Annotated in this window: 13 protein-coding genes and 1 pseudogene; 9 read left to right on the top strand and 5 right to left on the bottom strand. The window is 44.3% G+C overall.

The features are described 5' to 3' along the window. Positions 1-7: 7 nt before the first annotated feature. The 3 genes and pseudogenes from MHI21_RS18680 (at position 8) to MHI21_RS18670 (ending at position 2,865) form a co-directional block, all read left to right on the top strand. Positions 8-496, top strand: coding sequence for a hypothetical protein (locus tag MHI21_RS18680; RefSeq protein WP_342418717.1), 489 nt, complete (start codon positions 8-10; stop codon positions 494-496). A gap of 56 nt (positions 497-552) precedes the next feature. Continuing rightward, complete coding sequence (locus MHI21_RS18675; RefSeq protein WP_342418716.1) at positions 553-1,182, top strand: suppressor of fused domain protein; 630 nt, start codon at positions 553-555, stop codon at positions 1,180-1,182. Between the two features lie 750 nt (positions 1,183-1,932). Next, positions 1,933-2,865: pseudogene (locus tag MHI21_RS18670) on the top strand (DUF2167 domain-containing protein). A gap of 179 nt (positions 2,866-3,044) precedes the next feature. Here the strand turns inward: MHI21_RS18670 and MHI21_RS18665 are convergent. Next, positions 3,045-4,076: a PocR ligand-binding domain-containing protein gene (locus MHI21_RS18665; RefSeq protein WP_342418715.1), complete on the bottom strand. Its 1,032-nt coding sequence runs from the start codon at positions 4,074-4,076 to the stop codon at positions 3,045-3,047. 189 nt (positions 4,077-4,265) lie between these two features. On the opposite strand from MHI21_RS18665, the gene MHI21_RS18660 reads away from it, so the two are divergent. From MHI21_RS18660 to MHI21_RS18645, 4 genes are all read left to right on the top strand, one after another. Then, entirely contained in the window at positions 4,266-5,399 is a 1,134-nt protein-coding gene (locus MHI21_RS18660; RefSeq protein ID WP_342418714.1) for a glycerol dehydrogenase, read from the top strand. A gap of 1 nt (position 5,400) precedes the next feature. Next, the gene (dhaK, locus tag MHI21_RS18655; protein ID WP_342418713.1) at positions 5,401-7,161 is read left to right on the top strand and encodes a dihydroxyacetone kinase subunit DhaK; all 1,761 of its coding nucleotides are present in this window, start codon (positions 5,401-5,403) and stop codon (positions 7,159-7,161) included. A gap of 225 nt (positions 7,162-7,386) precedes the next feature. Then, entirely contained in the window at positions 7,387-7,638 is a 252-nt protein-coding gene (locus tag MHI21_RS18650) for a hypothetical protein (protein ID WP_025723818.1), read from the top strand. Between the two features lie 406 nt (positions 7,639-8,044). Then, entirely contained in the window at positions 8,045-9,646 is a 1,602-nt protein-coding gene (locus tag MHI21_RS18645; RefSeq protein WP_342418712.1) for a cellulase family glycosylhydrolase, read from the top strand. Positions 9,647-9,966: 320 nt separating this feature from the next. Here MHI21_RS18645 and MHI21_RS18640 read toward each other — a convergent pair whose 3' ends face one another. Next, the gene (locus tag MHI21_RS18640; protein ID WP_342418711.1) at positions 9,967-10,971 is read right to left on the bottom strand and encodes an LLM class flavin-dependent oxidoreductase; all 1,005 of its coding nucleotides are present in this window, start codon (positions 10,969-10,971) and stop codon (positions 9,967-9,969) included. A gap of 152 nt (positions 10,972-11,123) precedes the next feature. Here MHI21_RS18640 and MHI21_RS18635 point away from each other — a divergent pair, with 152 nt between their 5' ends. Next, a complete protein-coding gene (locus MHI21_RS18635) occupies positions 11,124-11,447 on the top strand; it encodes a DUF3817 domain-containing protein (RefSeq protein WP_250260713.1) in 324 nt (107 codons plus the stop codon). A gap of 128 nt (positions 11,448-11,575) precedes the next feature. Here MHI21_RS18635 and MHI21_RS18630 read toward each other — a convergent pair whose 3' ends face one another. Further along, positions 11,576-12,526 carry an alpha/beta fold hydrolase gene (locus MHI21_RS18630; protein WP_342418710.1) on the bottom strand — a complete coding sequence of 317 codons (951 nt, stop codon included), beginning with the start codon at positions 12,524-12,526 and terminating at the stop codon, positions 11,576-11,578. A 36-nt stretch (positions 12,527-12,562) separates the two neighbouring features. Continuing rightward, positions 12,563-12,826, bottom strand: a complete 264-nt coding sequence (locus MHI21_RS18625; RefSeq protein WP_013311446.1) for a YkgJ family cysteine cluster protein — start codon at positions 12,824-12,826, stop codon at positions 12,563-12,565. A 296-nt stretch (positions 12,827-13,122) separates the two neighbouring features. On the opposite strand from MHI21_RS18625, the gene MHI21_RS18620 reads away from it, so the two are divergent. After that, positions 13,123-13,380: a GlsB/YeaQ/YmgE family stress response membrane protein gene (locus MHI21_RS18620; RefSeq protein ID WP_023989828.1), complete on the top strand. Its 258-nt coding sequence runs from the start codon at positions 13,123-13,125 to the stop codon at positions 13,378-13,380. A 128-nt stretch (positions 13,381-13,508) separates the two neighbouring features. Here the strand turns inward: MHI21_RS18620 and MHI21_RS18615 are convergent, their stop codons facing one another. Next, positions 13,509-14,810: an MFS transporter gene (locus MHI21_RS18615; RefSeq protein WP_342418709.1), complete on the bottom strand. Its 1,302-nt coding sequence runs from the start codon at positions 14,808-14,810 to the stop codon at positions 13,509-13,511. Positions 14,811-15,045: the final 235 nt, after the last annotated feature.

Raw genomic sequence — 15,045 nt, 5'->3', positions numbered from 1 at the left:
GAAGACAATGAACGAAGTAAAGGATTTTTATGATAATAAAATATCTAAAATTAACTTTTTCAGTAACTGTGGGGAAGCTATTAATGCTACATTCAATGTTAATGTTACGCAAGTACGCAACTGGGTTGATGTTGAAAAAAAAGTTAATTCTACTTGGGATAATGTTAGACTCCAAATAAGAAATCAATTAACTTCGACTCTGCATGAGAACTGGCGAGAAGAATACAGACAGTGGAATAATATTACTATGGAGGCTAAATTATTACTTAAGGAAGGAGTCCTTAGAAATATTTCTACATTTATACAAGAAAATAAATTAAATAATTGTATATATGAGAGCGTTGAGTGGGATTTGCTTACTGCATTGATGGAATATGCATATAGCACGTATGTAAAACCAGGTTTTCATACAGAATTATTGGAAATATATAATTCAGGACATATACCTTGTGGTTGGAAAGGTAAGTGGCCTCAAGGAAGCCTGTTGGTATTCTAACAACCTATGGGGGAACTTTAATATAAAGAGATTGCTTAGAAGAGGAAGTGAAAATATTGGATATAAATGATCAATTATTAGAACATTATAAGAAATACATTGGTGAGCCAGATTTAATAAACATAGAGACCGTTTCAGAAAGTCTAAATATAAACTTAATAATTTTTCGAGCAAACGAACAACGAGACTATCATACTATTATAACGTCAGGAATGAGCTTATTACCTGCACAAGTTTCAGAGGATAATAAAGATTGGGAATATACAGAACTCATCATGTATCTTCCGACATCATGGCCTGTGGCTAAAGAAGACATTAAAGATTTTAAAGATTATTGGCCATTTGGTTGGCTAAGAAAACTTGGCAAGTTCCCGAATGAAAGAAGCACTTGGTTTTGTTATGGAGACACTATACCTAATGGGGATCCTCCAGAACCAATTGCAAATAACAATGATTTTACTTGTATGCTATTATTACCTCCAATTCGTGAAGATGAAGGATTTAGTTCGTTAATGTTAAGTGAGGATAAAACAATACAATTTTTGGTTGTTTTTCCAATATATCGGGAAGAAATGAAATATCAATTATCACAAGGCTTTGGTGCTCTTCTTGAAAAGTTTGATGAATATAACGTAAATGATATTGTTAAAGTTAATAGATTAAATACATGTAAGCAAGGATGTTAATAGCTAATTAAAGAGAGCAAAAACAACAGATTGTGAAATGAAGTTACACAATTAATTGACTCCAAAAATTATAATTGATCTTTAAAAAACTTATTTCACTCGAAAAATGAGAGGAATAAGTTTTTTACTTGTAGAGAATGACCAGTTGTGTGCTCATTCAAATACTGGTGAATAACTCCTAGCCCCCAAAACAAGCAGTAAACTTGTATGGGGGCTTTTCAATAATTAGCTTATTTCTAATCAATCAATCTTATGAAAGCCTATACATTCTTTTAAATAAAAAAGTTGACATATATTTAGAAATAGGAAAAAAGTCACTAAGACTAAATTCACTTGTTAGATGAATGATGCATTCCTTAATCTGATGAAATTCGGAATTTTTTATGCTAGATAGATTGTCCGAAATTAAGCTAGAAGTCAATGGGGTTGTCGTATCAAGGAATAAGCCCTTTTTAGGAATTCATAAGTAGAAACCGGAACGGAGAAGTAGTGCCATTGCGCAATTGTGCTTGTCCTTTATGAGTTTTTCTTATCGCTCATTCACATATTATTAATTCAGTTCGATTAGATTAGAATATTTGCATACATATGTATAAAAATGAGTATTAAGTCTCAGAAACTCCCTTTTCTACTGATAATTGACAAAATATGAAGCAGTGGCTAATATGGTTGGGAACACGGGAGATATTGGAATTTATAAAGGGGTAGTGAGTTTTGAACAAGAGACTAGATAACACATGTAGTAACAAAATGAAATGGGGCCAAACGATTTTTGGAGCGCTGTTGGCGCTTAGTCTGGTGTTGCTCAGTGGGGGCAAGGCGTGGGCCTCATCCAATGAACAATTAAAATGGATTGAGGGTGGCCGAAAGATAGACCTGGGAAAAATGGCTACGGTTGAACTGGAATCATCTCTTCTTTTCTTGGATGCAGCTAACACAGCAAAGGTAAGCGAGATGAATCATGAGAAGCCATCTGGTAAGGAGATTGGGAGTATATTTCCGAAAGATGAAAATCAAAATTGGGAAGTTGTTTTTGAATACTATGAACTTGGACACATCAAGGATGATGAAAAAGAAGACATCGATGCGGATGGCATTCTAGATAGTTATAAATAGGGTACGGAAGAGAGTAACAAGGAAAAAGCGGAAAGTGATCGCCTGTATGTTACGGGTTGGGATGTGGAGCCTTTTTATAATGAAGCGACCCATAATCTAACCTGGTCTATGCTGGCGGAGGATGGGAACAAGGAAAAGCTGATCAATTATAATGTTCGTTTGCTCACTCGTCAGGGTTATATCTCTGCAATATTAGTGTCCGATCCTGCGCATTTGGACGCAGATAAGAAGTTTTTGAATGAGAACATATTACCCAAGCTGACAGTCAAATCAGGTGAGCGGTACGAGGATTTTAATGCTTCAACGGACAAAATTTCCGAATACGGCCTAACCGGATTGATTTTGGGAGGAGCAGGCTTGGCAGTAGCTAAAAAAGTAGGCTTGTTGGCATTACTCATTGCTTTTTTTAAGGGCGCGGGAATTAAGGTTATCATACTTATCGGTGCAGCTTGTGCAGGTATGTTTGGTGTGATAGGCAAGTTTTTTGCCAAATTATTTCGTAAGAAAAAATCGGAATCCATGCACAATGAAATGAACGCTCAGGATCAGTCAGAAACACTACAGTAAAGATAAAAAACACTCCAACATAAAATTGCTGATAAAAAGGGGATGGTGATTGAGCGCAAATCACCATCTCTTGCAGCTTGAGAAGCACACCAGGACATAAGTAGCTGAGCAGAACTAATTTACATGAACAGATGATCATGGTGACCTTAGACCCGTGAATCATCTGTTTTTCGTTTATTTTATCCCTTGTAATACTTTCGGTACACCGCGGGCGTTGTGCCTTCATATTTTTTGAATATTTTAATGAAATATCCCGGCTCATTGAAGCCGAGCTCGCTACTGATCTGAGATACAGGAATATCTGTAGCTTCAAGCAATTGCTTCGCCCATTTAATCTTCAGGCGGGAAAGATAGCTGGAAAAGTTCTCCCCCGTTTCCTTCGCAAACAGCCGACTAAAATAGCTTGGGCTAATGTGGCACAAGTCAGCCATGGCTTTCAGAGAAAAAGTTTCACCCTTGTGCTCAAAAATATATTCAAAGGCGGGTTTTAGTACGGGATTTCCGCACGGAATATCCACATCTCCTGAGGAATTCAGATAGGCATCTGCTAAGAAATTATTCATTTCTTTCTTAAGGTTTTCGATATGTTCCAGCGAGTAGCCAGGAAGGATCTCGGACAACTGCGGAGTAGACTGTGTGGCCGACGCCTTCTCGAACATTTCTGCGAGAAGATTTTTGTTCATCGCTTCTTCAACAATATAATTACACAATAAGGATAACATGCTGGAGATCGTTTGGATTTCCTGATAGGTCATGGATGGCAGATCGGCGTAGTCGTTCTTAAGTTCTTCCCATTTGGAACTGTACAGTTTTTCATTTTTTGAGGTGAGGATTTGCTCGAGCTGTAAGGCGCTCGAAGGATCGGCTAAGCGGACCTGACCTGCCATGACGGCGCCGATGTACTTATCGTCGATAATGATCGGTACCGCGATGTCGACGATGTCATAATGACAGAGATAAATATAAGGTTTGTTGGAACGCACCGCTTCAAGTCCACCACGAGAGTCACATTTTTGGCAGTAAGGAAGGAGATTCTCATCCTGGCGAACCTTTTTGCAGAACGATTGGCATTGGCTGTGGCTAGTTACGGGATTCCCTTTATAATCGACGGTGAGAATGGCTAATTTGGTAACGGATGCTAATGAATCCTGCAACTGCTCCCACTTTTTCAAATCAAAGATTTTCTGGATGCTCAAATGTTCACGTATCAAGATTCTCATCCCTTAATGGTAAATTATCCTGTAAGCGATAACAAAAAAGTACAATTTGTGATCTTCAGTGCAAAAAAATACGATTGTAGATTATAATATATTCCTTGATTCCTCCAATGTAAAGTTTACATGGTTCGGTTATAGTTTTAATCAGAACGAAGCCAACACAATCATAAGGAGGAATTATAGATGAGAAAAGCTTTTATCAGCCCAAGCAAATATGTACAAGGTGAAAACGAATTGTTGAATTTGGGTTACTATGTGAGCACTTTCGGCAAATCCGCTTTACTGATTGCGCATCCTGATGATGTGGCGCGGGTAAAAGATAAGCTTGATTCCACTTTGGGTAAATATAACGTAACCTTTATTGAAAGCGGTTTTATGGGTGAGTGTTCCAGACAGGAAGTGTCTAGACTTCAGGAAATTGCTACTGCGAATGGATGCGATTGTATCGTAGGTCTCGGCGGTGGGAAAGCGATCGACGCGGCGAAATGCGTGGCTCAAGGGGAAGCGCTAATCATCTGTCCGACGATTGCTGCGACGGATGCACCGACAAGTCACTCGGCCGTTCTTTACACCCCAGAAGGCGCTTTCGACGATTACGCCTATTTTAAGCAAAGTCCGAGTGTCGTATTAGTCGACACCACCGTAATTGCTAATGCACCAACCCGATTCCTTGTATCAGGTATGGGTGATGCACTGTCGACTTACTTTGAAGCCCGTGCGACCTCCCGTTCTTACTCTAGGGTCAATGCCGGACTGCCTAACGGAGTGCGCGAAGGACAGTGTGCGCCAGCAGTAGGTACAAATGCGGCGATTGCACTTGCGACGCTATGCTATGAAATGCTGTTGAAAGACGGTGCCAAAGCAAAAGCGGCATGTGATGAAAACCAAGTTACGCAAGCACTCGAAAATATCATTGAAACTAATATTTTACTCTCAGGCCTCGGCTTCGAAAGCGGCGGACTTGCGGCGGCCCATGCAATTCATGATGGACTCACGATTTTGGAAGGCACACATCATTATTATCATGGAGAGAAAGTTGCATTCGGCACGATCGCACAGCTGGTGCTCGAAAACGCACCGACGGAAGAATTACATCAGGTCCTTGATTTCTGTTTAGCCGTCGGTTTACCGGTCTGCTTGGCTGATATCGGCGTCGATCATATCAGCCAGGAAGAACTCATGGAAGTAGCTGCAAAGGCATGCATTCTGGAGGAATCGATTCATTCCATGCCGTTTCCGGTCACAGTGGAGCAGGTTGCAGCGGCAATCACTGCGGCCGACCGTATCGGGAGCCAGTACAAAGCGGAGGTAAAGTAGCATGAAAAAGGTCATCAACCGTGCGGAAAATTTGGTCCTTGAGATGTGCAGTGGTATTGCGCTTGCTCATCCCGAATTGGAATTTCTGCCAAAATACAAAGTGCTCAAGAAAAAGGAATTGAACGCGGAGAAAGTAACGCTCATCAGCGGCGGTGGTAGCGGGCATGAGCCCGCCCACGCCGGCTTCGTTGGCAAAGGGATGCTCGATGCCGCGGTCTGCGGTGATGTCTTCGCCTCTCCCTCACAGATTCAAGTATATCAGGCCATCCGAGCGACAACCGGGAAAAAAGGTGCGCTGCTGATTATTAAAAATTACAGCGGCGATATTATGAACTTTAGAAACGGCGCCCATTTGGCCACTGAAGACGGTCTGGAAGTGGACTATGTAAAGGTTGAGGACGACATCGCTGTAGAAGACAGCCTATATACAGTCGGACGGCGCGGGGTGGCGGGAACGGTACTCGTCCATAAGATCGCGGGTGCAGCGGCGGAAGAGGGCCGGAGTCTGGCGGAAGTTAAAGCAGTGGCCGAGAAAGCCGCTGCGAATGTACGCAGTATCGGATTCGCATTGACTTCGTGTACCGTGCCGGCGAAGGGCACGCCAACATTAGAGCTCGGGCATGATGAAATCGAGTACGGCGTCGGCATTCACGGCGAGCCTGGGACCAGCCGCGAGAAGCTGACGGATGCGGATACGCTGGCAGGCAGAATGGTAACCGATCTCCTTAGAGACATGCAGATCGAAACTGGCTTCAGCGGAGAAATCGCCCTGTTGATCAATGGTTTCGGCGGTACGCCTCTGCAAGAACTGTACCTTTTCAACCATTCGGTCACTCGCGAACTAGCAGCGAAGGGGATCACGATCGATCGCACTTTTGTCAACAATTATATGACGAGTATCGATATGGCAGGTATCTCGGTTTCCATCATGAAGCTGGACAACGAACTGAAAACGCTCCTCTCCTATGAAAGCAACGCACCTGCGTTCAAGGTGGCTGGACCTGTTGATCATGTCGTATTCACGGATATTTCAACTGTAGCAGACGAAAATCGGCAAGTATCCTTTGAGGTAGAAACGGACCCTGCCTTCGCGGTTATTAAGAACAACAAAGTTACGTTGAACAATCTTATCTACCTAGTCGATAAGATGAGTGAGGTTATAATCAAGAATGAGGTATCTTTCTGCGATCTTGACTCTCATGCAGGCGACGGAGACTTTGGCATGAGCGTTGCTAAGGGATTTCGTCAGCTGAAACGGGAATGGAGAGACATCCTGAATCAAGATTCTTTGACGATGGGAGCCTTTCTTCATTCATGCTCGCTCGTCATCATGGAGTACTGCGGTGGCGCGTCGGGTCCGATCTGGGGCTCAGCATTTCGGGCAGCGGCACGATCTGCGGGCGAACGAACCGAACTCACCGTTTCTGAATTCGCGGATATGATGCAGGATGCGGTGCAAGGCATACAATCGACAGGCGAACGTTCTTTCGGCAGAGGAGCCGCCGTTGGCGATAAAACGCTTATAGATGCATTAGTGCCATGTGCGGATAGCTGGGTGGAGAGCGCGAAATTAGATTTTGACGTGAAGACAGCCTTTATAAGAGGTGCTCAAGCCGCTGTATCAGGGGCCAAAAAGACGGAAGACATCGTGGCGCGCATGGGCCGTGCTGGAACGGTAGGAGAGAGAAGCCTTGGTTATCCAGACGCGGGGGCTTATGCGCTTGGAGTGATTTTTACGGAGCTTGCTGCATGTTTGAACTAATTCTATAAATCTAAAATTACTGGCGCGAACACTTCGTTTAGATATCCTTCCTGCCTGTAACACTCGCTAATTCTTAAAAATTCAAGGTTTGTTCATTGCAATTGATGTGCATTAGGTTTATAATTTCAGACGGATTCAAAGGGCTTATCCCGGAATCCATGGGAGTTCATCCCATCTGAGCTAGCTTACTGCATGCTCAAATATGAATTAAGCGAGGGATTTACAATGAAAACCTGCTGCACCATCCAAGTTGACGAAGACAGTTTAGTTATTGATTTGCCAGAAGAAGGAACCACGCTAGAGTCCCTGCTCGGTGATATTGAGAGCTGTGGAGGTAGTGAAGAGCCTTGGCTGCAACTTATTGACAAGGTAATAGGTAACTCATCTGAGACTGTACTGACAGATCAAGCGACGGATGGCGGCGATATGAAGGAAGATCAGACGACCAAAGAACCTCAAGCAACTGCTCAGGGGTAATAGGGAGATCCTACGTTAAGACGAAATTTGTAACATTATTCGATCACATATAAGATCATTTATAAGACTGCTATACCGAGCCAAGGCATCGGGAAGCAGTCTTTTTTTATTAAACAACTAAAATTATCCAAATTTCGCAATTGGTAAATGAGTCTTTTGTCCCTTTAGTACTCTATAGTAGCCAACTAAGCAGAACACATCCCAAAACCGTGACTTCCTGTTCATTTTCTATCATAAAGTCGAAATGTAACATGAAACTAACTATAATAGTAGTATCATCCATATACAGGTAAGTGACATCGATGTTTGGACCTGATCCTCTTGTTGTATGAAGGAGGGGGCGAAAGAGCGGAGAACAACGTACTGATAAGTCTCATCTACTTTATAAAAAGGAAGGAATGTGTAAATGATGAATGGGCAATGGGTCCTGCCAAGGATCGCAAAAAGAGTAGCGGTGATGCTAACAGCAGTATTGCTATTAACGTTAACGAACGGATTCAACTGGAATACGCAAACAGCAGAGGCTGCCGGGACGACCCCTGTGGAACGTTACGGACAACTTTCGGTAAAGAATGGTAAACTGGTGGATAAAAACGGTAAACCTGTACAACTCAAAGGTATTAGCTCTCACGGTGTCCAATGGTTTGGGGATCTGGTAAATCAGGACTCTATGAAATGGCTACGGGACGATTGGGGCATTTCCGTATTCCGGGTTGCACTGTACACTGAAGAAAATGGTTATATTGCCAACCCTTCTTTGAAAAATAAAGTGAAGGAAGCGATTGAGGCAGCACAGAAACTGGGCTTGTACGTCATTATTGACTGGCACATTCTTTCAGATGGCGATCCGAACATTCATAAAAATGAAGCCAAAGCTTTCTTTAATGAATTTTCGACTCAGTACGGCCATTTGCCTAACGTAATCTATGAACTTGCCAATGAGCCAAATGGGAATGTGAACTGGAACAATCAAATCCGACCTTATGCGTCTGAGGTATCTCAGGTTATTCGAGCTAAGGACCCGGACAATATTATTATTGTAGGAACAGGCACATGGAGTCAGGATGTACATGATGCAGCAGACCATCCACTTCCAGACAAGAATACAATGTATACCGTACATTTCTATGCGGGTACGCATGGACAGTACTTGCGCGATCGGGTCGATTATGCGCTGAACAAAGGCGTGGGCATATTTGCTACCGAGTGGGGTACAAGCGATGCTTCGGGTAACGGTGGTCCGTTCCTGAATGAATCCAAAATATGGACTGATTTTCTTGCAAGCCGTGGAATCAGCTGGACTAACTGGTCGCTGGCAGATAAAAATGAGACCTCTGCTGCGCTGTTGCCTGGTGCTGACCGTAAAGGCGGATGGCCTGATTCACAATTATCCGCTTCTGGCAAATTCGTAAAACAGGCGATTCTGGAAGGCTCCAGCAACAATGGTGGAGGCGGAAATAACGGTGGAGATGGCAACACTGGCGGTAATAACGGTGGTGGCAACAACGGCGGCGATAACGGCAACGGAGGAAGTACACCAGGCAGTAACGATCAAGGAATTGTGCTTCAGTATCGCAGCGGTGACACAAATGTCAAGGATAACGCAATCCGTCCTGAATTTAATATCAAAAACACAGGAAAAGCAGCTGTGAAGTTGAGTGATCTAAAAATTCGCTACTATTACACAGATGAAAGCAAACAAGCTCAGCAGTTTTTTGTAGACTGGGCCAGGATTGGCAATGAAAAGGTAAAAGCAACATTTGTAACATTGCCAAATCCAAAGGCCAAGGCTGATAAATATGTGGAGATTTCTTTTACAGATGGAGCTGGAACGATTCAGCCCGGCGGGGAAAGTGGAGAAATTCAACCCCGTATTCATGCTGCAAATTGGAGCAATTTTGATGAGACCAACGATTACTCCTATGGCGCTACCCAAACAGCATTCGTAGACTGGAACCATGGCACCGTATATCAACAGGGTAAGCTGGTTTGGGGCATAGAACCTTAGAATCCAACCGGTACTAACTTTATCGGAACGAGTAAAGATATGGGACTTTAGGGTACAATCTTTCCAAGCTTTGGAGTATAAAGCATACGTCTTTGGTATATGGATACTGGAACTTTAGGAGGGGACGACCCACCCTTCAGTGTCGGTTTATGTACTACCAAAGTACCATATGATATTCGACTTTTGTAGTGCTTGAATTACTTCCGTAGTGCAGAGGGGTTGGTTCCAATGGACCCTCTCTACGACAAACCCCCGCTGTTGCCATCATAGGCAGGCGGGGGTTTTTATGTTTCTGAAGCTCAGCCTCCGTTCAATTGCGTCTATACCAAAGCAAAAGCTTTGGCCAGCAGACGGTAGGACTGAACACGTTTATCAAAGTCATGAATGGATGAAACGACCAGTAACTCATCGGTACGATACTGCTCAGCCAGTCTTAGTAGCTGTTCTTTACACTGTTCAGGGGTACCAACAACACGCCAGGCTGCGGACTGACGCAGCCGCTCACGATCCAACTCCGTGTACGGATAAGACATTGCTGTTTTCACCGACGGAAGAGAACTCATTTCTTTACCTTGCATGAGCAAAAGGAAATACAAACTAGCACTGGACGCCAGTTGCTCAGCTTCCTCTTCGGTTTCCGCGCAGGCCACCGTAACTGCCGCCATGGAATGGGGCTTATCACCCAGGATCGAAGGCTGGAATTGCTCGTGGTAACGTGCGGTAGCTTCTACACCACCTGGAGTCCCGAAAAATTGGGCAAAGGCATAGGAGGCACCCATCATCGCAGCCAATCTAGCGCTTTCTCCACTGGAGCCGAGCAACCATAATTCAGGAACGGTCGATATCATCGGGGAGGCATGAAGACCGGCAAATCGATGATTGTCAGGCACCGAATCATGGAAGTAATCGATTAAATCGAGAATCTGCTGTGGATATTGTTCGACAGATTGATACTTGCCTTCCTGCAGGGCACGAGTAGCCAGGGGTAAACCACCGGGAGCACGTCCTATTCCCAGGTCGATGCGTCCTGGATGGAGCGCCTCCAGCAAGCGGAAGTTTTCGGCGACTTTATACGCGCTGTAGTGTGGCAGCATAATACCGCCTGAACCCACACGAATGCGTGATGTGTGAGCAGCCAAATGCGCAATCAGCACCTCAGGGCTGGAGTGCGCTAGTGTTTTGGACGCATGATGTTCGGATACCCAATAACGGCTATATCCCAGTTGCTCAGCTTCACGCGCTAAATCTGTTGTATTGGATAATGCATCCTGAGCAGTACCGCCTTCAGGAATATGAGACTGGTCCAGTATACCCAGTTTAAGCATTTATAATCACCTCTTACACAACTGTATCAGACACAACTCATTAGGTCAAAACTCAAAAATGGATAGGTTGGAGTTTGGGGATCTTTTCGTTATAATAAAGGATGTGTAAAGGATGAGAGAACATCCTTGCTTATGGAGAGGGGATTAAATTTGTGTTAAGAACACCTTTGGGGCGTGTCCGACTCATGCTCTGGATTCAAGCTATAGCTTATTTGGCGATACTATTCACCCACCAGCCCCTGCAAGCCGCGGGCATGACCCAGGCGGTTATGGTGATTGGTAACATATACCGAGTAAGCTTTTTGTTGCTCCTCGTTGCTTTAATCTATGGAAAAACAGCATTGCAATGGTCTATACGGCGGCCTCTTTTTATTATGTTTGCCTCCTTCATCCCGTTTGGTCTGATGATTATGGATTTTGTTTGGGTGCGAAAATGGACAGGGGATTCGGCAGCAGAACAGCGGGCTGCATCGTAATCTTAGAAGATTTTTTCGTGTGAAGTGTCGAGGAGTTTGTCTATCGTAAGCGGGACTGGCCCCGATGCAGTAGAAAAGAACATTACGCAGTTTGATGCGTGGTGTTCTTTTTTTGTGCACCGGAGGAATTATGAAAAATGCTGAACTAAAAATTCTGCCGTTTTGCGTCTTTGAAAGCCTTCAACCCAATGTCCGGTAAACGGATAAATTTCAATCGTTTTCGGTGATTCAATACGGTTATAAGCGGCGAAAATCGTCTCTGGCATACACACCGTATCCTTGAACCCTACCGATACCATGATCGGGGTACGAATGCGATGAGCCAGATTCATCACGTCAAAATAACTTAATGTATGTAGTACCTGCTCCAAATGCTCCGGAAATCGGTTGGCGAATTCAGCTGCTTCCGTCAGTGAACTGGTAGAATTCATCATACCAAAATCCATATGACACATATTGGGGATATCCGCTACCGTAATGGCAGCTTTATCGCTGAGCGCAGCCACCATTAATGAAAGTCCGCCGCCCTGACTGGCGCCACTGATTGCGATTTTAGCCGAATCGACATCCGACTGCTCCGCTACCCAATCTACGGCTTTAAGGGCATCGGTTGTAATCGTTTTGTAGTAGCAGGTATCCTTGTCCAATATTCCTTTCGTTACCCAGCCTTTAACCGTACCATGAGGATCACCCAGACGGTCTCCCGTTTCTCCTCCCTGGCCACGCACATCTACGGCCAATACCGCAAAGCCAAGCATGAGCCAGGAGGAATAATCTTCAGGATAGCCTTTTCCGCCTGTATAGCCATGAAACAGAACGATACACGGCAGTTTTTGATCTCCGGCAAATTGGGGGCGTACATACCAGGCATGCAGAGGCGTATCATCAACACCCTCAAAAGTAACCCTATAGGCAAGGATATGAGGATATGGTGTTTCTACGGGAGCTTTGAACGCACGTACAGGTTTGGTGTGGACTTCTTCCAATGTTTTGGCCCAGAATAAATCGATATCCTTCGGGGCGGTAAGATCGGGCCGATATTGCTTCAATTCGGCAATTCTTTTTTCAATAACATTCATAATTAAAATTCTCCTTCATATAGAATGAACTTCTCCTTAAGCTTTACCCGGTAAAGTTGACTCCTCCAGCTCTCTCAGCAGTTCAAATGCTCTTTCATTAGTGCTTCCACACGTATCCTCATCAGCATGGAATCCACTGCATACAACTGGGCGCTCAGGTTTGCCAAACAATCGGCAACGGTAATCGGAAGTGAGCTGAGGGCAAGGAACACCAGCTGGTTTTCCATCTGGCATGCCGGGAATAGGGGAAGAAATCGTAATGGCAATACAGCACGCGGCACATCCTACTCGACACTCCAGTTGGGGTCACTCCTTAAAATCTGTTATTTTTGTAACTTATGCATGAAGTGGCATTAATGAAGCCATAATGTGAGGATGGCACAAAAAAAGCAGGAATACAAGGATAAACGCATATTAGACACACTTTTCACACAAGGGGTATAAATAGTCGTAGAGGCACGTAAGATGGTATCAAGTCCCTAAATTAGTGTTCCGTTCTGTGGTAATATTAACCAATTGTATTTTGTGTGTTCAAAAGGAGTTCGAGTGGTTAATAATAGAACACAACGATAAAAACTTAAACGAGGTGACGCAAAATGAGTTGGTTATGGGCATTGATTGTTGGTGGTATTATTGGTTGGTTGGCAGGAATTATTGCAGGTCGTGATGTCCCGGGTGGCGTGATCGGTAACATCATTGCTGGTTTTATCGGCGCATGGTTGGGTAGCTTGATTCTGGGAAACTGGGGTCCTGAGATCGGATCGTTCTACATCGTTCCTGCATTAATTGGTGCGATTGTGCTGGTCGTGATTGTAAGCTTGATCTTCCGTTCCGTTGGACGGAGTAGAGGCTAACTTTACGAATCATTGAATAGACTAGCCCTATGGGGCGCAAGGCTAAAATGGAAAAGAAGCTGCTTCCGCAAGGTTCGAAAATGAACCTGTGGGAGCAGCTTTTTTTGAGGGGAAATTACGAATTTTTCCTATTGAAACCGCCTGATATGCGGAACACTTAGGACGCCAAGTACGATACACATGCCGATGGTTGCAAACATGCCAATTGTGATCATACCACCAAGCTTGTCCGCCACAGCACCTACTGCCAGATAACCGACAGGGAGCAGGGCAAAGGAAAACATTAGATCCAGACTAGCTACACGTCCAAAGGACTCGGCTGGGACTAATTCCTGAAGGCTTGTCTCCCAGATAATCGCAAATATCATAATGCCAAATCCTTCGAGCATCATGCTCATAATCAGTCCTGGCATCCAGGTGACTACAGACAACAGTAGTAAAGCAAGACCGCTGACAAAAGCTCCTAAGTAAGCGAGCAGACCGCGATGCTTCCAATGCTTACGTGATCCATACACAAAGGCCCCCAGCATAGCGCCAATGCCGCTACTTGCCATCGCAATGCCGTATACGACTGGATTGTAGCCATGATGAACCTTGAACAGCCACGGAATGAGTACAGCGATAATGCCTGAATAACAAATATTAATGAAGGAAAAGGCAAGAATCGTAATCCATAGCCAAGGATGGCTTTTGAGAATGGTAAAGCCTGCGATAAAATCCTTGAGAAAATGCTGTCCACCCTGATCTTGCTGTTCTGGATCTACCTGACCTTTGCCGATGATGGAGGCCAAATGAGCGCTCAGCATCCAAAAGCAGGCAAAAGATATGAGATAAGCGATAGAATCCAGTCCAAAGCCGACACCAGGTGAGGAAAAAGATACAATGAAGCCTCCTAACGGAGGGCCAAGTAGACGGACGGCTTGTATACTGATCTGACTAAGCGCGTTGGCTGCATTACGTATGTCCGGTGTGAACACCTGTGCACGTAAGGCAGAATAAGCAGGATTAAAGATACCGTCCATCAATCCGTACAACGCTAGGCCAACGAATAGTAGCGGCAATTTCATCCCGCCTGTAAACATCAGCACCGCCGCAATGAACATCAGTCCAAACCGGGCGATATTCGTAAACAGAAGGAGACGGATTCGGTCAATTCTGTCCACGATCATGCCTGCGAAAGGCAGAATAAGTACGTTAGGCAGCATATAAACAGTCATCGCCAGTCCCATGATAGTAGTTGAGCCTGTTAGGGAATAGATAACCAGTGGCAAAATGACTGTGGTGACTGAGCTCCCCAACATTGCGATCCAATGTCCAAGCCACAACAAGGTGAACGCTTTGGATTGTTTTAAAGGTGAAGTGAAGGTAGCCCAGGCCGAGTGACTTCCTTCAGGTGATGTAGAGGATAAGGTTGAATTTTGGGTATCCATGATCACACTCCGGTATATTTCTAAACTGCATATTAAAACCTATTATACGAAATCTCTAACGTAAGGGTACAGAAAAAGTTGCTGTGAGGGGAGCTGTAATGAATAGCCTGCCAATGAAAGAGTCAACCTAGAATAACTATAGGCTGAAAAGATATATAGCTTACCTTTTGCATAGGGATTATTGGATAAAAGCATTGACGCGTGAAAATGAATGATGTACTATTCAATGACCAGC

The sequence above is a fragment of the Paenibacillus sp. FSL H8-0168 genome, from assembly GCF_038592955.1.
Lineage (GTDB): Bacteria > Bacillota > Bacilli > Paenibacillales > Paenibacillaceae > Paenibacillus > Paenibacillus polymyxa_B.
The sequence above is the reverse complement of the archived record's forward strand: the minus strand, read 5'-3'. Positions and strand labels throughout refer to the sequence as shown.